At 69.3% G+C, this 22,438-nt stretch carries 16 protein-coding genes and 1 pseudogene; 5 read left to right on the plus strand and 12 right to left on the minus strand.

What is annotated here, in order from left to right:
• Positions 1-130 precede the first annotated feature (130 nt).
• The 3 genes from ACFVYE_RS20825 to ACFVYE_RS20835 form a co-directional block, all read right to left on the minus strand.
• Positions 131-2,572 (minus strand): sodium-translocating pyrophosphatase, encoded by a 2,442-nt coding sequence (locus ACFVYE_RS20825; RefSeq protein ID WP_383958481.1) that lies wholly within the window; start codon positions 2,570-2,572, stop codon positions 131-133.
• Positions 2,573-2,867: 295 nt separating this feature from the next.
• Positions 2,868-3,341: an ATP-binding protein gene (locus ACFVYE_RS20830; RefSeq protein WP_383958483.1), complete on the minus strand. Its 474-nt coding sequence runs from the start codon at positions 3,339-3,341 to the stop codon at positions 2,868-2,870.
• Between the two features lie 431 nt (positions 3,342-3,772).
• A complete protein-coding gene (locus tag ACFVYE_RS20835; protein ID WP_003967428.1) occupies positions 3,773-4,126 on the minus strand; it encodes an STAS domain-containing protein in 354 nt (117 codons plus the stop codon).
• Between the two features lie 78 nt (positions 4,127-4,204).
• On the opposite strand from ACFVYE_RS20835, the gene ACFVYE_RS20840 reads away from it, so the two are divergent.
• On the plus strand, positions 4,205-6,742 hold the full coding sequence (locus ACFVYE_RS20840) for a DEAD/DEAH box helicase (RefSeq protein ID WP_383958485.1): 2,538 nt from the start codon (positions 4,205-4,207) through the stop codon (positions 6,740-6,742).
• Here the strand turns inward: ACFVYE_RS20840 and ACFVYE_RS20845 are convergent.
• The 7 genes from ACFVYE_RS20845 to ssd all read right to left on the minus strand — a co-directional run bounded on the left by ACFVYE_RS20845 (position 6,624) and on the right by ssd (position 11,658).
• Positions 6,624-7,004: an Rv3654c family TadE-like protein gene (locus ACFVYE_RS20845; protein ID WP_389606791.1), complete on the minus strand. Its 381-nt coding sequence runs from the start codon at positions 7,002-7,004 to the stop codon at positions 6,624-6,626. The genes ACFVYE_RS20840 and ACFVYE_RS20845 overlap by 119 nt on opposite strands.
• A gap of 122 nt (positions 7,005-7,126) precedes the next feature.
• Positions 7,127-7,537: a TadE family type IV pilus minor pilin gene (locus tag ACFVYE_RS20850; protein ID WP_383958489.1), complete on the minus strand. Its 411-nt coding sequence runs from the start codon at positions 7,535-7,537 to the stop codon at positions 7,127-7,129.
• Positions 7,524-7,724 carry a DUF4244 domain-containing protein gene (locus tag ACFVYE_RS20855; protein ID WP_383958491.1) on the minus strand — a complete coding sequence of 67 codons (201 nt, stop codon included), beginning with the start codon at positions 7,722-7,724 and terminating at the stop codon, positions 7,524-7,526. Before ACFVYE_RS20855 ends, ACFVYE_RS20850 begins: the two co-directional genes overlap by 14 nt.
• Positions 7,725-7,782: 58 nt before the next feature.
• Complete coding sequence (locus ACFVYE_RS20860) at positions 7,783-8,577, minus strand: type II secretion system F family protein (RefSeq protein WP_383958493.1); 795 nt, start codon at positions 8,575-8,577, stop codon at positions 7,783-7,785.
• Positions 8,574-9,455, minus strand: coding sequence for a type II secretion system F family protein (locus tag ACFVYE_RS20865; RefSeq protein WP_383958495.1), 882 nt, complete (start codon positions 9,453-9,455; stop codon positions 8,574-8,576). The genes ACFVYE_RS20860 and ACFVYE_RS20865 overlap by 4 nt, the downstream gene beginning before the upstream one ends.
• On the minus strand, positions 9,452-10,600 hold the full coding sequence (locus tag ACFVYE_RS20870; protein WP_327274448.1) for a TadA family conjugal transfer-associated ATPase: 1,149 nt from the start codon (positions 10,598-10,600) through the stop codon (positions 9,452-9,454). Before ACFVYE_RS20870 ends, ACFVYE_RS20865 begins: the two co-directional genes overlap by 4 nt.
• A complete protein-coding gene (ssd, locus tag ACFVYE_RS20875; RefSeq protein WP_389606808.1) occupies positions 10,597-11,658 on the minus strand; it encodes a septum site-determining protein Ssd in 1,062 nt (353 codons plus the stop codon). The genes ACFVYE_RS20870 and ssd overlap by 4 nt, the downstream gene beginning before the upstream one ends.
• Before the next feature lie 566 nt (positions 11,659-12,224).
• On the opposite strand from ssd, the gene ACFVYE_RS20880 reads away from it, so the two are divergent.
• The gene (locus tag ACFVYE_RS20880) at positions 12,225-13,064 is read left to right on the plus strand and encodes an HAD family hydrolase (protein WP_383958497.1); all 840 of its coding nucleotides are present in this window, start codon (positions 12,225-12,227) and stop codon (positions 13,062-13,064) included.
• Positions 13,065-13,613: 549 nt separating this feature from the next.
• Here the strand turns inward: ACFVYE_RS20880 and ACFVYE_RS20885 are convergent.
• On the minus strand, positions 13,614-14,438 hold the full coding sequence (locus ACFVYE_RS20885) for an oxidoreductase (protein ID WP_383958499.1): 825 nt from the start codon (positions 14,436-14,438) through the stop codon (positions 13,614-13,616).
• Positions 14,439-14,540: 102 nt separating this feature from the next.
• On the opposite strand from ACFVYE_RS20885, the gene ACFVYE_RS20890 reads away from it, so the two are divergent.
• Positions 14,541-15,536: an ATP-binding protein gene (locus ACFVYE_RS20890; RefSeq protein ID WP_383958501.1), complete on the plus strand. Its 996-nt coding sequence runs from the start codon at positions 14,541-14,543 to the stop codon at positions 15,534-15,536.
• 58 nt (positions 15,537-15,594) lie between these two features.
• On the opposite strand, the pseudogene ACFVYE_RS20895 reads toward ACFVYE_RS20890, so the two are convergent.
• A pseudogene (locus ACFVYE_RS20895) lies at positions 15,595-17,017 on the minus strand (hypothetical protein).
• 305 nt (positions 17,018-17,322) lie between these two features.
• Between ACFVYE_RS20895 and ACFVYE_RS20900 the strand changes: the two are divergent.
• Both ACFVYE_RS20900 and acs read left to right on the plus strand, forming a co-directional pair.
• Positions 17,323-20,109, plus strand: a complete 2,787-nt coding sequence (locus ACFVYE_RS20900; RefSeq protein ID WP_383958503.1) for a bifunctional SulP family inorganic anion transporter/carbonic anhydrase — start codon at positions 17,323-17,325, stop codon at positions 20,107-20,109.
• A gap of 199 nt (positions 20,110-20,308) precedes the next feature.
• Positions 20,309-22,309 (plus strand): acetate--CoA ligase, encoded by a 2,001-nt coding sequence (gene acs, locus ACFVYE_RS20905; RefSeq protein ID WP_383958505.1) that lies wholly within the window; start codon positions 20,309-20,311, stop codon positions 22,307-22,309.
• Positions 22,310-22,438 lie beyond the last annotated feature (129 nt).

The following is a 22,438-nucleotide window of genomic DNA, read 5'->3' on the forward strand; positions in this document are numbered from 1 at the left end:
CACGGACGGGCGTACCGACCGGTGTCCCGACACCAGAACACGACCGGCGGACGACACATCAGAGTGCGTCGCCCGCCCGGTCGTTGAGCCGGGGCCGGCTACATTCCACCGGCCTCTTCCCGTTGCCGATTCACGAAACAGCCGCCTGGTCGGCCGATTTGGCTGATCCCCCGCCACTGTCAGCGGGGCCCTCCTCGTCCCCCACGGCGATCCCGCGCCGTTTGGAGACGTAGACCGCGCCGATGATGACGGCGACGGCGAGCACCGCCACCACCGCTCGTACGCCGGCACTTGCGTCCTGCCCGTAGCTGAACTGCACCACCGCCGGGGCGATGAGCAGCGCGACCAGGTTCATCACCTTGAGCAAGGGGTTGATCGCCGGTCCCGCCGTGTCCTTGAACGGGTCACCGACCGTGTCCCCGATGACGGTCGCGGCATGGGCCTCACTGCCCTTGCCGCCGTAATGACCGTCCTCCACGAGCTTCTTGGCGTTGTCCCACGCACCACCGGAGTTGGCCAGGAAGACCGCCATCAGTGTGCCGGTACCGATGGCGCCCGCGAGATACGAACCCAGTGCCCCGACGCCGAGCGTGAACCCGACGGCGATCGGCGCCAGGACGGCGAGCAGGCCGGGCGTGGCGAGCTCGCGCAGGGCGTCCTTGGTGCAGATGTCGACGACGCGTCCGTACTCCGGCTTCTCGCTGTAGTCCATGATCCCGGGATGCTCGCGGAACTGCCGCCGCACCTCGTAGACCACGGATCCGGCGGACCGGGACACCGCGTTGATCGCCAGCCCGGAGAAGAGGAAGACGACCGCGGCACCGAGGATCAGGCCCACCAGGTTGTTGGGCTGCGAGATGTCCAGACTGAGTGTCATTTCCCCGGCCTTGGCCCCCACGTCGTCGACCGCTGTGGCGATCGCGTCGCGGTACGAACCGAAGAGCGCCGACGCCGCCAGGACGGCCGTGGCGATGGCGATGCCCTTGGTGATGGCCTTTGTGGTGTTGCCGACGGCGTCCAGGTCGGTGAGGACCTGAGCACCGGCGCCCGTGACGTCACCGGACATCTCCGCGATGCCCTGTGCGTTGTCGGAGACCGGGCCGAAGGTGTCCATGGCAACGATGACGCCGACGGTGGTGAGCAGCCCGGTCCCCGCCAGCGCCACCGCGAAGAGCGCCAGCATGATCGACGTACCACCGAGCAGGAACGCCCCGTAGACGCCCAGACCGATCAGTAGTGCCGTGTAGACGGCGGACTCCAGACCGATGGAGATACCGGCGAGTACGACGGTGGCCGGACCGGTCAGCGAGGATTTGCCGATGTCCCTGACAGGTCGCCGGCTGGTCTCGGTGAAGTAGCCGGTCAACTGCTGGATCAGGGCGGCCAGCACGATGCCGATGGCGACGGCGACCAGGGCGAAGACCCGCGGATCGCCGCCGTGCGAGGAGATGGCGGTGTCGGTGACGCCGTCCAGATCAGCGTACGAGGACGGCAGGTAGACGAAGACCGCCACGGCCACCAGGACGAGCGAGATCACCGCGGAGATGAAGAATCCGCGGTTAATGGCGGTCATTCCGCTGCGGTCGGCGCGCCGCGGGGCGACCGCGAAGATTCCGATCATCGCGGTGACCACGCCGATCGCCGGGACGATCAGCGGGAAGGCCAGTCCGGAGTCACCGAAGGCGGCCTTGCCGAGGATGAGCGCCGCGACGAGCGTCACGGCGTACGACTCGAAGAGGTCGGCCGCCATGCCCGCGCAGTCACCGACGTTGTCGCCCACGTTGTCGGCGATGGTGGCGGCGTTGCGTGGGTCGTCCTCCGGGATGCCCTGCTCCACCTTGCCGACGAGGTCGGCGCCGACGTCCGCGGCCTTGGTGAAGATACCGCCTCCGACCCTCATGAACATGGCGATCAGCGCGGCACCGAGACCGAAGCCCTCCAGCACCTTGGGCGCGTCGGCGGCATAGACGAGGACGACACAGGAAGCACCGAGCAGCCCGAGGCCCACGGTAATCATGCCGACCACGCCACCGGTACGAAAAGCGATCTTCATCGCCTTGTGCGAAACAGCGGTGAGATCCCTTTCGGGTTCCCCTTCCGCGGGAGTCGCCTCACGCGCAGCAGCAGCCACACGGACATTACTGCGCACGGCGAGCCGCATCCCGATGTATCCGGTGGTCGCCGAGAAAAGCGCACCCACCAGGAAGAACAACGAACGGCCCGCGCGCTGCGACCAGTTGTCGGCCGGAAGCAGCAGAAGCAGGAAGAAGACTACGACGGCAAAGATGCCGACGGTGCGCAGTTGCCGGGCCAGATAGGCATTCGCGCCCTCCTGGACGGCTGCTGCGATCTCCTTCATACGATCGGTGCCCTCACCGGCCGCCAGCACCTGGCGCACCAGCAGCCGGGCGACGACCAGCGCGGCGATGGCGACGACCGCGACGACGATCACGATGACGCGGTTGTCATCGGTGAGTACCGCGGCCGCGAGAGATGCGGGTCGACCGGAAGGTGTGGAAAGTGCGGAATCTTGCGTCAGTCCTGCCAGTGGGGTGTTGAAGAACTCCGCCATACGTCCTCCTTGACGCTCAGCGCTCAAGACGTGGACGGATTGTAGGGAGCGGGAGCTGATCAAAACAGTGCGCGGTAAATGTAATTGACCTTAACGGCGGATCGGCAAATGATCGCGGCCGCGAATCGACCCGAATGCAGTAATGGGGCAGGCACATTTCCTGTAGATCAATGATCACACAGAAATGAAAAAAGGCCCTGCTCAGCAGGGCCCCAAAAGAGGGATCAAGAAATGGATCGGGGGATGGATTCGAGGGAATCGGGACGGCCGGACCGCCCGTGACGCCTGCGGCGCCTCAGGGAAGCACCGTCACGGGCGTCTTCGGCCAGCTCATGCGGATCACTCCGCCGTTGGCCCCCGATCTGACTTCCACATCATCGACGAGGCCGCTGATGACTGCGAGACCCATCTCGTCCTCGCTGTCGGCATCGGTCTCGGAATCCGGACCATCGAATCCCACGCCGGGCGTGGCGCCGCGTGTCGCGGAGGCTCCGGCGGGAGCGGGCTCGGCACCCGGCCCGGGCACCTCGTCGCCGACCTCGATGGAGAAGGACTTCTCCTCCTCGGTCAGGACAACGGAGACAGGAGCGGTGATGCCATGGCTGCGGTGCAGCCCGACTGCGCGGCTGCAGGCTTCACCGACGGCGAGTCTGACCTCGTCGAGCACGGCTTCATCAACCCCCGCCCGGCGCGCCACGGCGGCTGCCACGAGGCGGGCCGTCCTGACGTGTTCGGGCTGGGCGCTGAAGCGGAGTTCAACGGTGGCCATGCGATCCCCCTCAGACGTACGGGCGTGCATCCCAGGGACCCGGGCGGGCTGCCCGGCACCCCTGCTCTTCTTCCGGTCTTCTTCCGGTCTTGTTCCGGTCTTCTTCCGGAACCGGCGAAGCCGTCGGCTGACCGGCCTGGTCGCCGACCGCCGGCCCACTGACGGACAACTGTCGACTGCCCGACAGGCGCCCGACCCGGCAGACGGCCCACTCTCAAGCGGCCGAATGCCGAACAGCCGACCGGCAAGCAGCCGACCGACAGACCGGACGCCGACCGGTTGCTCAGCGATCGGGGCACTGGCTACCCAGGTCCCGACCGCTGACTACCCGACCGGCCGACTGCCTGACTGAGGCAACCGGCGGTCAGGCCGCCCGCCGGTCACGGCTACCGGTGCACCGGTAGCGCGCCGGTCCGGCCGCGGACCGACCGTCAGTCGGTGGCCGCAACTGCCTCGTCGACCGTGGTGTGAATCGGGAACACCTTGGTCAGACCAGTGATCCGGAAGATCTTGAGAATGCGCTCCTGGTTGCAGACCAGGCGCAACGAGCCCTCATGGGCCCGGACACGCTTCAGGCCGCCCACGAGCACGCCGAGGCCGGTGGAGTCGAGGAAGTCGACGCCTTCCATGTCGACAACCAGGTGGTAGCTGCCGTCATTCACCAACTCGACCAACTGCTCGCGCAGCTTGGGCGCGGTATACACATCAATCTCGCCACCGACCTCGACGACCGTACGGTCGCCACCAGGGCCGGACACATTGCGAGTCGACAAGGACAGGTCCACGGATCCTCCAGCACCTTGCTATCGAGCGGTCGCCCCTCGGTCTCCCCGGCGGAGCCAGGGGACGGATCGCCAGCCGCGATGGCATTCAATCACTTACCAGCAGCCATGCACGACGCCTTGGGACCATTGTCCGTCACGCCAGTGACACACTCGGTGCCGATGGCCAAGAATCACCGCCCCAGTAGACCACCCGAGAACAGGGACTCCCGCCCCTCTCCCGCCATGGTCCTCGACCGGCTCGCCGCAGCGGCGGGCCGGTCCGCGCGCATCACTCATACGGAGCACTTGCCCCCGCGTACGGGAACCCATGCCATCTGGCCCGATCGCATCCGGCCAGAAGTGATCGCCGCGATCCAGAAAGCCGGAATCGACCACCCTTGGGCGCACCAGGCGGCCGCCGCCGAGCACGCCCTGGACGGCGAATCCGTGGTCATCGCCACCGGCACGGCGTCCGGCAAGTCGCTCGCCTACCTCGCCCCGGTGCTCACCGCACTGCTCGACGGCTCCGAGGCCCCGAACGGCCGTGGCGCGACCGCCCTGTATCTCGCCCCCACCAAGGCCCTGGCCGCCGATCAAAGGCGTGCGGTGAAGGAACTTGCGGCACCGCTCGGCAACGCCATCAGGCCCGCGGTCTACGACGGCGACACCCCGGTCGAGGAACGCGAGTGGGTGCGCCAGTACGCCAACTACGTCCTGACCAACCCCGACATGCTGCACCGCGGGATACTCCCGTCCCACCCCCGCTGGTCCTCCTTCCTGCGCGCCCTGCGCTTCGTCGTCATCGACGAGTGCCACACCTACCGGGGTGTCTTCGGCTCCCACGTCGCCCAGGTGGTGCGCCGGCTACGCCGTCTGTGCGCCCGCTACGGAGCGAATCCGGTCTTCCTCCTCGCCTCGGCCACCGCGGCGGAGCCCTCCGTCGCGGCGGGCCGCCTCACCGGTCTCCCGGTCAAGGAGGTCGCCGACGACGCCTCGCCACGCGGCGAAATGGTCTTCGCCCTGTGGGAGCCGCCCCTCACTGAGCTGCACGGCGAGAAGGGCGCGCCCGTGCGCCGTACCGCCACTGCCGAGACAGCCGACCTCCTCACCGATCTGACCGTCCAGGGCGTCCGCTCGGTCGCCTTCGTACGCTCCCGGCGCGGCGCCGAACTGATCTCCGTCATCGCCAAGGAACGCCTCGCCGAGGTGGACCGCTCTCTGCCCGCCCGGGTCGCCGCCTACCGCGGGGGTTATCTCCCCGAGGAACGCCGCGCCCTGGAGCGCGCCCTGCACTCCGGTCGGCTGCTCGGCCTGGCCGCCACGACCGCTCTCGAACTCGGCGTCGATGTCTCCGGCCTGGACGCCGTCGTCATCGCAGGCTATCCCGGCACCAGGGCGTCGCTGTGGCAGCAGGCGGGCCGCGCAGGACGTTCCGGCCAGGGCGCCCTGGCCATCCTGGTGGCCCGCGACGACCCGCTGGACACCTTCCTCGTCCACCATCCCGAGGCGCTCTTCCAGCAGCCCGTGGAGTCGACCGTCCTCGACCCGGACAACCCGTACGTCCTCGCTCCGCACCTGTGTGCCGCCGCTGCGGAGCTCCCGCTCACCGAGCCCGATCTGGAGCTCTTCGGCCCGGCCGTGGCCGAACTGCTGCCGCAGCTGGAGGCCGCGAAGCTGCTGCGCAAACGCGCATCGGGCTGGCACTGGACCCGCCGCGAGCGCGCCGCCGATCTCACCGACATCCGCGGCGAGGGCGGCCGCCCCGTCCAGATCGTCGAGGAGGGCACCGGCCGACTGCTGGGCACCGTCGACGAATCGGCCGCGCACACCGCCGTCCACGAAGGCGCCGTCCACCTCCACCAGGGCCGCACCTATCTGGTCCGGAAGCTGGATCTGGAGGACTCGGTGGCCCTGGTCGAGGAGGCCAACCCGCCGTACTCGACGACCGCACGCGACACCACCGCCATCGCCGTCCTGGAGACCGACACCGAGATCCCTTGGGGTGACGGGCGGCTCTGCTACGGCTCCGTGGAAGTCACCAACCAGGTCGTCTCCTTCCTGCGTCGCAAACTGATCACCGGCGAGGTCCTCGGCGAGACCAAGCTGGATCTGCCGCCCCGCACTCTGCGCACGCGCGCCGTGTGGTGGACGGTCACGCAGGACCAGCTCGACGCCGCCCGTATCAACCCGGAGATCCTGGGCGGCGCCTTGCACGCCGCGGAGCACGCATCGATCGGGATGCTGCCGCTCTTCGCCACCTGCGACCGATGGGACATCGGTGGCGTCTCCGTGCCGTTGCACCCGGACACCCTGCTGCCCACGGTCTTCGTGTACGACGGGCATCCGGGCGGTGCCGGATTCGCCGAGCGGGCCTTCCACACCGCCCGCACGTGGCTGACCGCGACCCGCCAGGCCATCGCGTCCTGCGAATGCGAGGCGGGCTGCCCGTCCTGCATCCAATCCCCGAAGTGCGGCAACGGCAACGATCCGCTGCACAAGCGGGGCGCTGTGCGCCTCCTCAGCGAACTCCTCCGGTCCGCGCCGCCGGACCCCGGGGAGCCGAGCCCTCCGGAACCGTCGGAGGCGACGGATCCGGAGAGCCGGGAGCAGCCGCCGGAGGGCCGGCCCGGGACCTGACCGCCGGTTCGTACGGCCCGAAACTCACCCGGGCCGTCACATCGGCGATCTCCCCACGCACCGTGCACCGCACCACCACCGCCCCCTGTGCCGCGGCCACCTCCTCGGCCGCCCCGCACGCCTCCCCGGGCCCTTGCAGGGCCCGGTCGGCCGCGGCCAGGGCTGCCAGGTCCGCCGCACCGCCGGCCCGGTGCCGGACGACCATCACCTGTCCGAGCGCCAGCACGACCGCAAACACCGCGCACAACGTGGCCGTGGTCATGGCCACCCACACCGTCGCCAGGCCTCTGTCCCGGTCCGGGGCCCGACCTCGATTCAGACCGTGATCCCCGCTCCTGTCCAGCCACCCGCGGACGGCCTTCCGGGCTCTCCCTCCTGTCCCGGTCACGACGCCACCCCCACCGTGTCCTCTGCAAGTGCTGCCGCCTCCGCATGGAGCTTGAGGGCCAGTGGGCCGGGTCCGGGCATCGGCGCCGCCACTCGTACCCGCCACAGCTCCCCGGCCCGCTCCATCGCAACTTCGGCCCCGTCGGGTGCCGCCGAACGAGTGGCTTCCAGCACCTGCGCCTCCGGTTCCGAGCGGGCCGCCGCCCTCGCCCCGGCCCGGGCCGCGTCCACACAGCGGATCTGGGCCGAGGCAGCCATCAGAGCCCAGACCAGCGCCAGGGCGAACACTGCCAGCACCGGAATCGCCATAGCCGCTTCCGCCGTCACCGCCCCCCGGTCTCCGCCCCCGCACACGGTCCTGGAGCGACCTCCGGCGCATCCCCCGGAACTGCTCCTAGAACTTCGCATCGAGCGCGTCCTTGAGCAGTGACTGCAGCGCGGACATGACCGGCTGGCTGGTGACCACCTTGTAGAGCACCGCCGCGAACGCACAGGCCGCGATTGTCCCCACCGCATATTCGGATGTCGTCATTCCGTTGTCCGACCGAACTCGGCGCATCATGCTCCGCACCCAGCCCCTGATTCGCTGTGCCATTTCAACCCCCGCGAAATGCGTAATTCATATTGAGTAGATACTTACTAGTACTTTTCTGTCACCCGTTGTGAAGCAGGCCGGTCGCCAGACCGATCACCACCGGCGCCACTCCGACCGCCAGGAAGGCGGGCAGAAAGCAGAGTCCGACCGGTGCGGTGATCAGCACGCCTGCCCGCTGGGCGCGGGCCACGGCCGCGCTCGCCCGCTCCGCCCGCATCGCCTCGGCCAGCCGCGCCACCGGCTCCGCCGCCGGAGCCCCGGTCGATCCCGCCCGGTCCAGGCAGCGGGACAGCGCACCCGCGCCCGGTATCTCCCCGAACCGCCCCCAGGCCACTGCAGGTTCACCACCGAGCCGGATCTCCGCGGCCGTCCGCGCCAGACTCACGCCGACCGGTCCACCCAGCGACTCCCCCACCGCCTCCGCTGCCTCTCGGGGCCCGGCTCCGGCAGAGATGCAGGCCGCCAAGAGGTCCGCCGCCAAAGGGAGCTGCCGTGAGACCTGCGCCGCTTCCACAGCACCGACCCCCGATTCGCGGCTGCGCCGGGCCCGCTGCCACCTCCAGGCGCCGTACACCCCTGCCAGCCCGGCCGTGAACCCCGGCAGGCCGCCGATCAGGACCACGCCTGTCGCCAGAACACCCAGTGGCGCAATCCATTCCTTCACCCGGGCACCGGAAACCGTCCGCCCGCGCAGACGCTTCTCCGGGCCGATGGCCAGCAGCACCGCACCCCGACGGCGTATCGTCCGCCTCCGCCGCCGCCTCGCCGGAGCGAGGGCCAGATACGCAACCGTGCCCAGAACCGCCCACACTGCCGCCGCCCGGTGGACGACTTCGCCGGTGACCACGTTCACGCCGCCTCCCCCGCCCGTACGATCCGGCCGGCCCAACAAAGCCCGGCCGCCTCCAGCAACCCACCCGCCACCAGACAGACCAGCCCGGCCGGCGTGTGCAGCAGCACCCTCAGCGGATCGGCCCCGAGCGCCGCCCCCAGTCCCAGACCCAGCACCGGCAGCAGCGCCAGCACCGCCACCGTCGACCAGGCACCGGCCAGTTGGGCCCGTAACTCCTCCCGTCTGCGCCGCTCCGCCCGCAGCGCACCCTCCAGGCGGTCCAGGCCCGCCGCGAGCCCGGTCCCGCCGTCCACCGCCACCCGCCAGCAGGCCGCCACCCCGGCAAGCCCGTCCAGACCCGGCTCCCGAGCCGCCTGCCCGAGCGCCCCCGGCACATCGCCGCCGAACCGCGCCGCAGCGGACACAGCGGCCTCCGCCGTTCCCATCACCCCGTTCCCGCGGACAGCGACGAGCAACGCCTGCCCCGGCTCGCGCCCGGCCCGCAGCTCACCCACGACGGCACCGCACAGCGCCACCACCCCATCGGCCCGGCGTTCGCGCTCCTGCGTCAGGGCCCGTCTCCGCAGCCACCGGCGCACCAGCGGCACCGCCACCGCCACCGCCAGCACCGGCAGCACGGATTCCCCCAGCACGGCGATGGCCAGCGCCACCGGCAGGCAGAGCCACTCCCGCCGCGCCCGCAACCGCTCCTGGAACCAAACCCGAATCCCCTCCCAGCGCTCACGGAGCGGCGACTCCGTCGCCCCGTCGACGAACAACACCCGCGCTCGCCGACGCCCCTGGTCCTGGACCACCACCAGCCAGGCCGCCACCCCGACGCACAAGACCGCCGCACAGCTCGCGCCGGCCGACAGACCCACCACCGCGCCACCACTCACAGCGCACCTCCAGTCATCGACCGCAGCCGTTCCCAGCCCCGCTCCTGCACAAATCCGTCGGTGCCCCAGCGCAGTGCCGGCACGGTCACCACCAGCCCAGCCGCATCCCTCTCCAGGACCTGCACCTCGGCGATCCGCCGCTGCCCGGCCCGGTCCCGTACGAGATGGACCACCACCGACAGCGCGGCCGCCAACTGGCTGTGAAGTGCCGTCCGGTCCAGTCCCGCCGCCGTCCCCAACGCCTCAAGGCGGGCCGGGACGTGCTCGGCTGCATTGGCATGAACCGTCCCGCAGCCGCCCTCGTGGCCGGTGTTCAGCGCGGCCAGCAGTTCGGTGACCTCGGCGCCCCGCACTTCCCCGACCACCAGCCGGTCGGGCCGCATCCGCAGCGCCTGCCGCACCAGGTCCCTCAGGGTCACTCGCCCCGCCCCCTCCTGGTTGGCAGGGCGCGACTCCAGGCGCACCACATGCGGATGGTCCGGCCGCAGCTCCGCCGAGTCCTCGGCGAGCACGATCCGCTCACGCTCCCCGACCGCACCCAGCAGACTCGATAAGAGGGTCGTCTTCCCGGCCCCCGTCCCCCCACTGATCAGATACGAGACCCGGGCTTCCACCAACGCCCTCAGCACCCGGTCACCGCCCGGCGGCACGGTCCCCGCCGCGACCAGCTCAGTCAATGAGAAGGCCCTGGGCCGCACCACCCGCAGCGACAGGCACGTCGAGCCGACGGAAACCGGCGGCAGCACGGCATGCATACGGGTGCCGTCCGGCAGTCGCGCGTCCACCCAGGGCCGGGCGTCGTCCAGCCGCCGCCCCGCCACGGCCGCCAGCCGCTGTGCCAGTCTGCGCACCGCTGCGGCGTCCGGAAAGGTCACCCCGGTGAGTTCGAGCCCGCCGCCCCGGTCCACCCACACCCGGTCCGGCGCGGAGACCAGGACATCCGTCACGGCCGGGTCGGCGAGCAGCGGTTCCAGCACCCCGGTGCCGACCAGTTCGCCGCGCAACTCATCGGCCGCGCCGAGCACTTCGGCATCGCCGAGCAGCCGTCCCTGGGCTCGAAGAGCTGCCGCGACCCCGGCCGGGGTCGGCGCCGCGCCGCTCTGTGCCAGCCGTTGCCGCACGGCGTCGAGCAGCGTCTCCGTCATGACGCACCCCCACCGGCGCGTCCCCCCGCAGTCTCCGGAGCGAGTGCCCGCTCCCAGAACGCCGCGCAGAACCTGGCCAGTGGACTGCGCGCACTGCCGCCGGGCGGTGCGCCGCCGTCCTGCGTGGCCAGCAGCCCGGCGTCGAGCGGGAGTTCACCGGCAAGCGGCAGCCCCAGCGCCTGCGCCACCCACCGCTCGTCGAGGCCCGCCGCGTACGGGCCGCGGGCCACCACCCGCAAGTCGTCCAGCACCATCCCGGCCATCGACGCCACCCGCTTCGCCGCCGCGACTGCGCGAAGCTCTCCGGGGACCACCAACAGCCCGAGGTCCAGCTGTGCGAGCGCCTCGGCCACCGACTCGTCAACCCGGCGCGGCAGATCGACGACCACCACCCCGCCGAGCCTGCGCGCGGCGGCCAGCACGGCCCGCATGGCCTGTGGCGGGATGACCACCCAGTCGTCACGACCCCAGCTGAGCATCCGCAGACCGTGCAGTGCGGGCAACGACTCCTCCAGTGCGCCTCCGCCGACCCGCCCCTTGGAATGGACGAAATCCGGCCACCTCATTCCCTCGGCCCGTTCGCCGCCGAGCAATACATCGATGCCCCCGCCGAGCGGGTCACCGTCGATCAGCATGGTCCGCCGTCCGGCCCTGGCCGCGGTCACCGCGAGGGCGCAGGCCAGTGTGGACGCGCCGGATCCGCCCCGTCCGCCGATCACTCCGACGGTGAGTGCCGGCCGGCCCACGCCTTCCGCCGCATTGGCGATCTGATCGACGAGCCAGCCCTCCGAATCGGGCAGCCTCAGTACATATTCAGCCCCGATCTCCACGGCGCGGCGCCAGACATCCGGGGCATCCTGGTCCCGGCCTACGAGCGTCACGCCGCGCCTGCGTGCCGCTCCGCGGCACCGCTGGGCGGCATCGTCCCCCACGAGAACCATCGGGGCCTGCTCCCAGCCGCCTCTGCGTTCGGGCAACGAGTGATGAACTTCTGGTTCCGCTCCGGCGGCCGCGCACAGCCGCAGCAGATCGTCGAGGAGTTCCACATCCTCGGTCACGATCAACGGCCCGCTCCGCCGTACCCCGACGGTCGGCAGACGATCCCGTGCGATGGATTCAGCCACGATCTCCGCCCCCTTCTCACTGCACCTTCATCGCGGTTCGCGGTGATCTCGGAGCGTTCCGAGATCGGCGATTCCACAACCCGCGGACTTCGCGGCTGGAATCACCGTGCAGCGCTTCAGGAAATCGTGTGGATCTTGCTCAAAAACTGTGGACAACTCCGCCGTTGTGAATATCTCTGTCGCTCATACCGGCGACTTCCGGAGAGCAGCACTTCCACTACGCACCGTGACGAGCCAAGATGGTGAGGGACGGAACGAGAAGCGGGCCATCGTGGCCGAAATGGAGGCAGAATGCTTGATTCCGAACGGCAGAAACGCGTCCGGACATGCGACGACCCCCGCCGGGGGGGAGAGCGGGGGTCGTCCCCACGGCCGACTCGGGGGGGGAGGAGCCGGACCGGGTTAGCACGGTCGCGAACGATCCGTGACTTCCATGGTGTACCCGAGAGCCTTCTCAGGCAAACCCACGCGCCAGAGTTTACGCCGAATGGTGGGCCCCTATGCTCAGCCTTGTGGAAAACCGCTTCTTGCCGCGCACAGCAGCCTTCTTCGACCTGGACAAGACGGTCATTGCGAAGTCTTCGACGCTGACCTTCAGCAAGTCCTTCTACCAAGGCGGACTGATCAACCGCCGCGCTGTACTGCGCACTGCGTACGCACAGTTCGTGTTCCTTGCCGGGGGTGCAGATCACGACCAGATGGAGCGGATGCGGGAATATCTCTCCGCGCTCTGCAAGGGTTGGAACGTCCAGCAAGTGAAGGAAATCGTCGCCGAGACCCTGCACGATCTGATCGACCCGATCATCTACGACGAAGCGGCGACGCTCATCGAGGAGCATCACACCGCCGGACGCGATGTGGTGATCGTCTCGACCTCGGGCGCCGAGGTCGTCGAACCGATCGGCGAGCTGCTGGGCGCCGACCGAGTCGTCGCCACCCGGATGGTCGTCGGTGACGACGGCTGCTTCACCGGCGAAGTGGAGTACTACGCGTACGGGCCGACGAAGGCCGAGGCGGTCAAGGCTCTCGCAGTGTCGGAGGGATACGACCTGTCGCGCTGCTACGCCTACAGCGATTCCGCGACCGATGTACCGATGCTGGAATCGGTCGGCCACCCGCACGCAGTGAATCCGGACCGCGCTCTGCGGCGCGAAGCGACCCTTCGCGAATGGCCGATTCTCGCCTTTGACCGACCGGTACGACTCAAGCAGCGACTGCCGACGTTCTCGATGCCGCCGCGCCCGGCATTGGTCGCTGCGGCAGCGCTGGGCGCAGCCGCCGTCACAGCGGGACTGGTCTGGTACACCTCCCGCCGCCGCACCACCACGACCTCCACCTGATGCACGAGCCGGGCGTCGGTGCCCCTATGCACCCCCTGGGCCCCGCCGCCCAGCCCGGGCTATGGGATCGAGCAGGGCGACCGATCAGTCCAATTCATCCAGCCGAACCGAGTTGTCCAACTCGCCCGTAATTGAACCTAAAAGTAAAGAAGTGTGGCCAGCACTACCGCTCGCCCCGGCTCTGGAGTACAAAGGACTCAACGGCCCGCGAGACCAAGGACATCCGAGAGGATTACCTGATAACGCAAAAAAGGCCCCACGGACCGAGCATGAAAACCGAGCACCCACGCGACGTCGACCCGTCGATTACGGGCCAGCCGCACCAGGGAACGGGCAAAGCCCCCGACCTGATGGGCACATATCGAGGACGCATGGTAACTGGGTAGACATGCCAGCGGCGGTACCGAGGACGGTACCGCCGCAACCCTTTTACCGGGCAGTGAAGTTACAGCAGTGGAGTTACCGCGTTGGAGTTACCGCGGTGAAGTCGGTCATCGATTCGCCGCACCCGCTTGCCCCCGCCCAGCCCGCGGACACGACGCGGTCCTGCTACGCAGCGCCGCGCTGCAGCGCCTCGCACACCGCCGTCGATTCCCTGACACCCAGCTCCACGGCGCGCCCGCAGTGCGCGATCCAGGCCGCCATCCCCTCCGGCGTCCCCGACAGATAACCCTCGAACGCAGCGATGTACGCCGCCCGCCCCTGCTCGGCGTGGCCCACCTCGGCGGGGCAGATCGATTTGGGGTCGAGGCCGCTCCCGATCAGCACGATCCGCTCGGCGGTACGCGCGACGAGGCCGTTGTACGAACCGAAGGGACGCAGGGCCAGCAGTTCTCCGTGCACGACCGCCGCCGTCACCAGCGCGGGCGCCGCAGTGCCCGAAAGGATCAATCCGGAGAGTCCTTCCAGCCGCCCCGCCACCTCCTCGGCGTCCGGCAGCGCCGCTTCGATCAGCGGCTCGTCCACGGGTTCGCCTGCCAGCCGCGGCCGACCGACAGCGTCCTCGGGTGCCGCGCCGCCGGCCGCAACCAGATGCAGCCGCGCCAGGACACGCAGCGGCGACTGCCGCCAGATGGAGAGCAGTTGGCCCGCTTCGGCGGTGAGCCTCAGGGCCGCTCCGATCACATGCGCCTCACCGTCACCGCTGAAGTCGGTACGCCGGCGCACCTCCTCCAGATTCCAGTCGGCGCCGGACAGCGCCGCCGAGCCACGGGCGCCGCGCAGCGCCGCTTCGGCGGTGACCTCGTTGCTGCGGCGCCGCATGACGCGGTGGCCATAGACCCGGTCGACGGCCTTGCGTACGGAGTCCACCGCGTCGGCGACCCCCGGCAGGGCGCCCAGGGTGGCGAGCGGATCAGAGGCAGTCGTACTCATAAGTAGCGAGGCTACGCGCCCCTTACACCGATACCGCCCGGGAGTGGCCTTCTTCACGAAGGACGACAGCAGACAGCAATGACACCGCTACCCTAGGTGAACATGAAGATCGCTTTCGTAGGGAAGGGCGGCAGCGGCAAGACCACGCTGTCCTCGCTCTTCATCCGCCACCTTGCCGCCAATGAAGCCCATGTCGTCGCGGTGGACGCCGACATCAACCAGCACCTCGGGGCCGCGCTCGGCCTCGACGACCAAGAGGCTGCGGCGCTGCCCGCCATGGGAGCCCAGCTGCCTCTGATCAAGGAGTATCTGCGCGGCAGCAATCCCCGTATCGCCTCCGTCGAGACGATGATCAAGACGACTCCGCCCGGCGAGGGCTCGCGACTGCTGCGGGTCCGCGAGAACAACCCGATCTACGACGCGTGCGCCCGCGCGGTCCGGCTCGACGACGGGGAGATCCGGTTGATGGCCACCGGGCCATTCACCGAGTCGGATCTGGGTGTGGCCTGCTACCACTCCAAGGTCGGTGCGGTCGAGCTCTGCCTCAACCATCTGGTCGACGGCCCCGACGACTATGTCGTCGTTGACATGACAGCAGGTTCGGACTCCTTCGCTTCCGGGATGTTCACCCGCTTCGACATGACGTTCCTGGTCGCCGAGCCCACCCGTAAGGGTGTCTCGGTCTACCGCCAGTACAAGGAGTACGCCCGGGACTTCGGGGTCGCGCTGAAGGTCATCGGCAACAAGGTGCAGGGCGAGGACGATCTGGACTTCCTGCGTGCCGAGGCGGGCGACGATCTGCTGGTCAGCGTCGGGCATTCCGACTGGGTACGGGCCATGGAGAAAGGCAGGCCGGCACGCTTCGAGCTGCTGGAGGCGGACAACCGGATGGCCCTGCAGGCGCTGCAGAATGCCGCGGAGGATTCGTACGAGCAGCGGGACTGGGAGCGCTACACGCGGCAGATGGTGCACTTTCACCTGAAGAACGCGGAGAGCTGGGGCAATGAGAAGACGGGCGCCGACCTGGCCGCCCAGGTCGACCCGGCCTTCGTACTCGACGAGCGGTACGTGCAGGACGGCGCCGCTCAGCCCGCCTGACCCATCGGCGCCCGGGCCGGGAGGATGCCCTCGTTCCGGCCGGGGCACCGTGGCGCCCTCAGGCGGCAGTCGCAGCCGAAGGACGCGCAACTCGGTGACCAACACGGCCACCGAGCGCGGTCACCGGGTCAGCGACCGGCCTGATCCGCACCGGACCCGGTATGAGCCTTGCCGACGCCCGGTCCGCGTCCGCCCCCGAGGTCGCGGCTTCGTCGAGGAAGTCCATCCAGCCGTTCGCCGGGGCCTGGCCGGCATCGAGCACGCCGAGCTTCGCCGGCGTTGCCGGGTCCTGTGCATCCAGCCGGTCGGCCGGCTGCCGGAAGGACACGCCGAGGACGCCCTCCTTGGCGCAGACCGTCGCAATGGTCTGCTCGACGGCCCGCATGTACGTGCCGCCGTTGCAGGACTCGAAGTTGGTTGCCGATGATCAGGGGGCACGGTTCCCGTCATACGCGCGGTCGACGGCCTGAATCAGGCCGTCGCGCATCTGGTTGCCCCAGTACCCGTGTCGGCCCGGATCTCCCCGCGCCGTGCCAGACTCGTTGAACATGAAGTTGTAGCCCACCGACAGGGTCTCGAACTCGCGCCCCGGAACCGGGACGAGCTGCATCGAAAGATCCCGGATGCCGCCCTTCTTCTTGGGCCGGACCTGGTTGTCGACGCCACTGGAGTCGTAGCGGAAGCCCATCACCCGAGCGCGGCCACCGCATTCTTCTGCCCCTCCAGACAGGGGGTGCGGCAGCCGATGAGCTCCTTGTCGCAGTCGAAAGGAAGCGGCTGCTCGCCCTTGAGGTCGGGGTCGTTGGTCTTCCAGCTCCTTCACAAAGGTCTTGGGCTGGCTGATCTCGTTCTTCGACTGATCGACGGACCAGGTGCCGACACCACCGTCGCGGCCGCAGAAGTGGCCGTTGAAGTAGACGTTGAAGCGGCCGTTGAAGCGGCCGTTGAAGTGCGTGCCGTCTCGTCACCGTCCTCCTGGGCGCCGCGAAACTGGGTGATGGTGTTCCGGATTCCCTCGGTGCCGTTGAAGCCGATGCCAGAGCTGTCGGCGCTGTGCTTCGGCGGGTCGCAGAGCACCCACTTGCCCTCAGGCAGCAGATACACGCCGCTGAGGAAGTGCGTCATGTTCGCGTGGCATTTCCTGCCCACCTCACGGAAGTGCGAGAACAACTTCTGGCTGTCCTCTCGGCGCCGCCCCACGAGAACACCACGAAACTGCGGGGGGCTCCTGACCAAGTGCCAGGCGCTGCGCCGCCAGCTGCTTCGGCGGCCGGCCGTGAAGGCGGTGAACCTGTCGCCGATGAGGCGGGACATGCTTTCGGGTGCGGCTCGGGGGGGACGCCCTTCTCCGCTCCGGCGTCTCGCTTCGCGGCAGCGGGGCCGGCGGCACCGGACCTGGAATCCGCACGGGAGGAGCAGCCGACCACTCCCGCGGCGAGTGCAACGGCCAGACGCTTAGGGGCGACCCGTTTGGCGGTGATCCTCTTCGCGGCGCCCTCGTCTGCCCACCCTCTTCCTTGCAGGAAATTTGCGCCGAAGTGCAGACGCGGCGAGGTCGCGGTAACACGCGACCATGCCCAAATCAGTATGACAAGCTGCATGAAAAGCTACTTATTCACTTGAACAGGTGATTGAAAGGTCCATTTGATCTCAAGCATGGACAGAGATCTTTACTCTCCATTACGATCTATTTACTGAGAGTTGAGAAATCCCGCCGCTGCACGCCGTGACCCACGGCCGCGTCCCCCACGTTCCGCGACCGCGCTGCCCCGGAGGAGACGGGAACATGTCTGCTTGCGTCCCCACTCGTCATGACCACACATCCCGCAGTTCGCGCCCACCCCGCGCCTCGGGAATCAAACGACCGCACAGCCCGCCACAGCCACCGCGCGGTGGACGATTCCGCATCGCGGGCGCCGACCTGTCCGCATCGATCACGGTCTTCCTGCTCGCCGTCCCCATGTCGCTCGGCCTCGCCGTCGCCATGGACGCCCCGCTGGAGGCCGGCCTCATCTCCGCCGCGATCGGCGGAATCGTCGCCGGACTGCTCGGCGGCACACCTCTCCAGGTCAGCGGCCCGTCCGCCGGACTGACCGTGGTCACAGCCGAGTTGATCCAGATCTACGGCTGGCGTACCACCTGCGCGATCACCATCGGCGCGGGACTTCTGCAGATCCTGCTGGGCTCGTTGCGGGTGGCGCGCAGCGCTCTCGCCGTCAGCCCCGCCATCGTGCACGGCACCCTCGCCGGTATCGGCGTGGCCATCGCACTCGCCCAGCTGCACATCGTGCTCGGCGGCTCGCCTGACAGTTCGGCCGTCGCCAACGCCCTCGCCCTTCCAGACCAGTTGGGGCGGGTGAGTCCGGCCGCCCCGCTGATCGGCGTGCTGACCATCGCCGTCCTGATCCTGTGGCCGCGGATTCCGGGGCGGATCGGCCGGGTGGTACGGCGGATTCCGGCTGCCCTCGCCGCGGTGGTGACCGCGACGGCGGTGGCCGCGATCACGGCGCCCGGGATCGCCCGGGTCGATCTGCCGTCCTGGCGCTCGCACGCACTGCCGGAGATGCCGCACGGACCCGTACTCGCCCTGGCCACCGCTGTGCTGACAGTGATGTTGGTAGCCAGTCTGGAGTCGTTGCTCGCCGCGGTCGCCGTGGACAAGCTGTCGGCCGACCGTGCCGGCGGGCAAGCGGCCGCCCGGTCCAAAGCCGACTTGACGTCGGCCTCGACCTCGGGTCCGGTTTCGGTTTCGACGTCAGCCTCGCCCCAGGGCCCGGGCCCGGCCTCTTCGTCCCCGCCGGACCAGCCGGACCAGCCGGACCCGCCCGTCAGACGCTCCGATCTCGACCGTGAGCTGCGTGCCCAGGGCATCGCCAACACCCTGTCCGGGCTTGTCGGCGGGCTGGCGGTGTCCGGCGGCGCGGTCCGCAGTTCGGCGAATGTGCGGGCCGGAGCGACGGGCCGCGCCTCCACCGTGCTGCACGGCGTCTGGGTGATGCTCGCCGCAGGGCTACTGGTCACCACCCTGGAGCAGATCCCACTGGCCGCGCTCGCCGCGCTGGTCATGATGGTCGGCATCCAGATGGTGAATTTCGCCCACATCCGCAATGTCCATAAGCACCGGGAATTCCTGGTGTACGGGGCGACGATCACCGGCGTGCTCCTCTTCGGTGTGCTCAAGGGCGTAGTGATTGGCATCGCGGCGGCGGTGGCCGTCGCGCTGCACCGGCTGGCCCGGACCAGGATCACCGTGACCGAACAGGGCGGCCAGCATCTGGTGGTCGTACGAGGCCAGTTGACGTTTCTCGCGGTTCCCCGGCTCAGTCGGGCGCTCGCCCGGCTGCCCCAGGACGGGGATGCCGTCGTCGAGCTGGACGGCTTCTTCATGGACCATGCGGCGTACGAGACGATCCAGGACTGGAGCATTGCCCAGACGGCCCACGGCGGCCGGGTCGTCTTCACCGGCAGGTCCGGCGGCCGGATCGCAGAGCCTGCCTCGGCGGCGCATTCCTGTTGCCGCCCCTGGACGCCGTGGCGCAACCATCACTGCCACGACCGGCCCGGCCAGCCACCCGCGACCCACCACGCCCGCCTCGGCACGGGCCCCGCCCCCGACTCCGGATCCGGTTCCGTCGAGGACCGCTCCCCCGGGCACCACACATCCCATGACGCCCCCGGAGCCCACAGCACCCCCGGCCCGGCCGACTCACCCACCGCCGCCCCGCGTCGGACCGGCGACAACCGCCTGTTCAGCGGAGTGAGTTCGTTCCAGCGGAACACCGCTCCGCTGGTGCGCGAGGAGCTGGCCCGGTTGGCCCGCGAGGGTCAACGCCCCTCCCAGCTCTTCATCACCTGCGCCGACTCCCGCCTGGTCACCAGCATGATCACGGCGAGTGGCCCGGGTGACCTGTTCACCGTACGGAACATCGGCAATCTGGTGCCGCCGCCGGACACCGAGTCGAGTGACGACTCGGTGGGGGCCGCCATCGAGTACGCGGTGGATGTGCTGAAGGTGGAGTCCATCACCGTCTGCGGACACTCAGGCTGCGGCGCGATGCAGGCTCTGCTCGGCGCCAAGCCTGACCCGGACACTCCGCTGACGTCCCTGTGGCGCTGGCTGAGACACGGGCTGCCGAGCCTGGAGCGGATGGCGTCCCGGCATCATGCCTGGGCCCGGATCTCCGGCCGCCTTCCGGCCGATGCGTTGGAGCAGCTCTGCCTCACCAATGTGGTCCAGCAGTTGGACCATCTGCGGGCCCATGGATCGGTGGCGCGGCGGCTCGCCGAGGGCACGCTCCAACTGCACGGGATGTACTTCCATGTGGGCGAGGCGCAGGCCTATCTGCTGGCCGAGGGCGCGAGCGCCGGGCTCGCGCTCGACGAGGTATTCGACCGCGTGGACCCTGGCGACGCCCACGCCTCCTCCGATTCCCACACCCCGGACGATTCCCATGCCTTGACCGGTTTCCACGCCCCGGCCGGCTCCCGCTCGCCCGGCGACGCCGACACCCCCAGGCCCGCCGCCCCGGGTGATCCAGCCGGTTCCGGCGAGTTGGAACGTACCGGCGTCTGAACCACATTCGCCCCCGGTCCGTGAGACCTTGTGGTCCCGCCTCCGCGTCGCTCCACACCGCTCCGTGCCGCTGTGCCCCGCACTGTGGTGCGCCGCGCCGGACCGCACGTGGAGGCGGGATCGTGTCTCCATACACGAGACACAGGTCTAAACCAATTCCGGGCAGACACTTGTCACCCGGCCTTTGGCCTGATGAGCTATGCCCCGGGACACAACGGACACCCTGGGAATGGGAGATGTCGTGAGCAACGAAAGCCTGGCCAATCTGCTCAAGGAGGAGCGGCGGTTTGCACCGCCTGCCGATCTGGCCGCCAATGCCAACGTCAAAGCGGAGGCGTACGAGCAGGCCGAGGCGGACCGGCTGGGCTTCTGGGCCGAGCAGGCCCGTCGCCTGACCTGGGCCACGGAGCCGACCGAGACGCTCGACTGGAGCAACCCGCCCTTCGCGAAGTGGTTCGCGGACGGCAAGCTCAACGTCGCGTACAACTGCGTGGACCGCCATGTCGAGGCCGGCCATGGCGACCGGGTCGCCATCCACTTCGAGGGTGAGCCCGGCGACAGCCGCGCCATCACCTACGCCGACCTGAAGGACGAGGTCTCCCGCGCAGCGAACGCCCTCACAGAGCTCGGTGTCGGCAAGGGCGACCGGGTCGCCGTCTATCTGCCGATGATCCCCGAGGCCGCCATCGCGATGCTGGCCTGCGCCCGCATCGGCGCGGCGCACTCGGTGGTCTTCGGCGGCTTCTCCGCCGACGCCATCGCCGCCCGAATCCAGGACGCGGACGCCAAGGTCGTCATCACCGCCGACGGCGGCTACCGCCGCGGCAAGCCTTCCGCACTCAAGCCTGCCGTGGACGACGCCGTCTCCCGTTTCGACAGCGTCGAGCATGTCCTCGTGGTGCGGCGCACCGGCCAGGACACCGCATGGACCGAGGGCCGCGACGTCTGGTGGCACGAGATCACCGGCCGGCAGTCCGCCGAGCACACCCCCGAGGCGTTCGAGGCGGAGCAGCCGCTCTTCATCCTCTACACCTCCGGCACGACGGGTAAGCCGAAGGGCATCCTGCACACCTCCGGTGGCTACCTCACACAGGCTGCGTACACCCACAACGCGGTCTTCGACCTCAAGCCGGAGACCGATGTCTTCTGGTGCACCGCCGACATCGGCTGGGTGACCGGCCACTCGTACATCGTCTACGGCCCGCTGGCCAACGGCGCGACGCAGGTCATGTACGAGGGCACGCCCGACTCCCCGCACCAGGGGCGTTTCTGGGAGATCGTGCAGAAGTACGGCGTCACGATCCTGTACACCGCGCCGACCGCGATCCGTACGTTCATGAAGTGGGGTGACGACATCCCCGCCAAGTTCGACCTGAGCAGTCTTCGGGTCCTCGGTTCGGTCGGTGAGCCGATCAACCCCGAGGCGTGGATGTGGTACCGCAAGCACATCGGCGCCGACAAGTGCCCGATCGTGGACACCTGGTGGCAGACCGAGACCGGCGCCATGATGATTTCGCCGTTGCCGGGCGTCACGGAGACCAAGCCGGGAAGCGCCCAGCGCGCCCTGCCCGGCATCTCCGCCACGGTCGTCGACGACGAGGCCAACGAGGTTCCGAACGGCGGGGGCGGCTACCTCGTCCTCACCGAGCCGTGGCCGTCGATGCTCCGCACCATCTGGGGTGACGACCAGCGCTTCATCGACACGTACTGGTCGCGCTTCGAGGGCAAGTACTTCGCGGGCGACGGCGCCAAGAAGGACGAGGACGGCGACATCTGGCTGCTCGGCCGGGTCGACGACGTGATGCTCGTGTCCGGGCACAACATCTCGACCACCGAGGTCGAGTCGGCGCTCGTGTCGCACCCCTCGGTCGCCGAGGCTGCCGTGGTCGGCGCCGCCGACGAGACGACCGGCCAGTCCATCGTCGCCTTCGTGATACTGCGCGGTACGGCTGCCGCCTCGGACGAGCTCGTCGCGGAGCTGCGCAACCACGTCGGCACCACGCTCGGCCCGATCGCCAAGCCGAAGCGGATCCTGCCGGTCGCCGAGCTGCCGAAGACCCGCTCCGGCAAGATCATGCGGCGTCTGCTGCGTGACGTCGCCGAGAACCGCGAGCTGGGCGATGTCACGACGCTCACCGACTCCTCGGTGATGGACCTCATCCAGACCCAGCTGCCGTCCTCCTCCTCATCCGAGGACTGACCGAGGCGAGTACGTCCCCGAGGGGCATCCGGCAACGCGCCGGGTGCCCCTCGGGCATTTAAAGTGAAGATCACCGAATACCGCCCCGCGCACCCCGGGTACAGTGGCAGTCGCGTCAACAAAGCAATA

This window comes from Streptomyces sp. NPDC058239 (assembly GCF_042882185.1).
In the GTDB taxonomy this organism is placed as follows: Bacteria; Actinomycetota; Actinomycetes; order Streptomycetales; family Streptomycetaceae; genus Streptomyces.

Bases quoted from the DNA above. Each gene is read 5' to 3' on its own strand.
- acs (WP_383958505.1), top strand. From the start codon at position 20,309: ATGCCCCGGGACACAACGGACACCCTGGGAATGGGAGATGTCGTGAGC.
- ACFVYE_RS20850 (WP_383958489.1), bottom strand. From the start codon at position 7,537: ATGCGAAGTTCTAGGAGCAGTTCCGGGGGATGCGCCGGAGGTCGCTCC.
- ACFVYE_RS20900 (WP_383958503.1), top strand. From the start codon at position 17,323: ATGTCTGCTTGCGTCCCCACTCGTCATGACCACACATCCCGCAGTTCG.
- ACFVYE_RS20870 (WP_327274448.1), bottom strand. From the start codon at position 10,600: ATGACGGAGACGCTGCTCGACGCCGTGCGGCAACGGCTGGCACAGAGC.
- ACFVYE_RS20830 (WP_383958483.1), bottom strand. From the start codon at position 3,341: ATGGCCACCGTTGAACTCCGCTTCAGCGCCCAGCCCGAACACGTCAGG.
- ACFVYE_RS20855 (WP_383958491.1), bottom strand. From the start codon at position 7,724: ATGGCACAGCGAATCAGGGGCTGGGTGCGGAGCATGATGCGCCGAGTT.
- ACFVYE_RS20845 (WP_389606791.1), bottom strand. From the start codon at position 7,004: ATGACCACGGCCACGTTGTGCGCGGTGTTTGCGGTCGTGCTGGCGCTC.
- ACFVYE_RS20890 (WP_383958501.1), top strand. From the start codon at position 14,541: ATGAAGATCGCTTTCGTAGGGAAGGGCGGCAGCGGCAAGACCACGCTG.
- ACFVYE_RS20840 (WP_383958485.1), top strand. From the start codon at position 4,205: ATGGCATTCAATCACTTACCAGCAGCCATGCACGACGCCTTGGGACCA.
- ACFVYE_RS20885 (WP_383958499.1), bottom strand. From the start codon at position 14,438: ATGAGTACGACTGCCTCTGATCCGCTCGCCACCCTGGGCGCCCTGCCG.
- ACFVYE_RS20825 (WP_383958481.1), bottom strand. From the start codon at position 2,572: ATGGCGGAGTTCTTCAACACCCCACTGGCAGGACTGACGCAAGATTCC.
- ACFVYE_RS20880 (WP_383958497.1), top strand. From the start codon at position 12,225: ATGCTCAGCCTTGTGGAAAACCGCTTCTTGCCGCGCACAGCAGCCTTC.